The organism is Alkalihalophilus lindianensis, assembly GCF_032843265.1.
In the GTDB taxonomy this organism is placed as follows: domain Bacteria; phylum Bacillota; class Bacilli; order Bacillales; family Bacillaceae_D; genus Alkalihalophilus; species Alkalihalophilus lindianensis.
Window position 1 is genome coordinate 1 of record NZ_JAWJBA010000574.1, and the last position, 259, is coordinate 259.

The following is a 259-nucleotide window of genomic DNA, read 5'->3' on the forward strand; positions in this document are numbered from 1 at the left end:
GGTTTCTTTACATCCCATCAGAAGCGGCGAGTGGAATACTTTAAGGACCGCCGTGTCGTCCAGCAATTCGTCGGAGAATGTCCAACCGATTATCCTTTTGTCAGGGATCTGAAAAAACCGGTAACGATCGGTGCCCATATGAGCGGTGATGACTTTATCAATAACCATTTCCAACAATCCGAGGCTATGTACCATGCGGGAGAGGTATTCCAAGAGGTTGCTGCAGAATATGCAAAGCTCTCAGGCAGGGAATACCCAG

General features: G+C 48.3%; 1 pseudogene. It reads left to right on the top strand.

What is annotated here, in order from left to right:
- Positions 1-259 (top strand): annotated as a pseudogene (locus tag RYX56_RS23480) (pyruvate synthase); the annotation flags it as partial.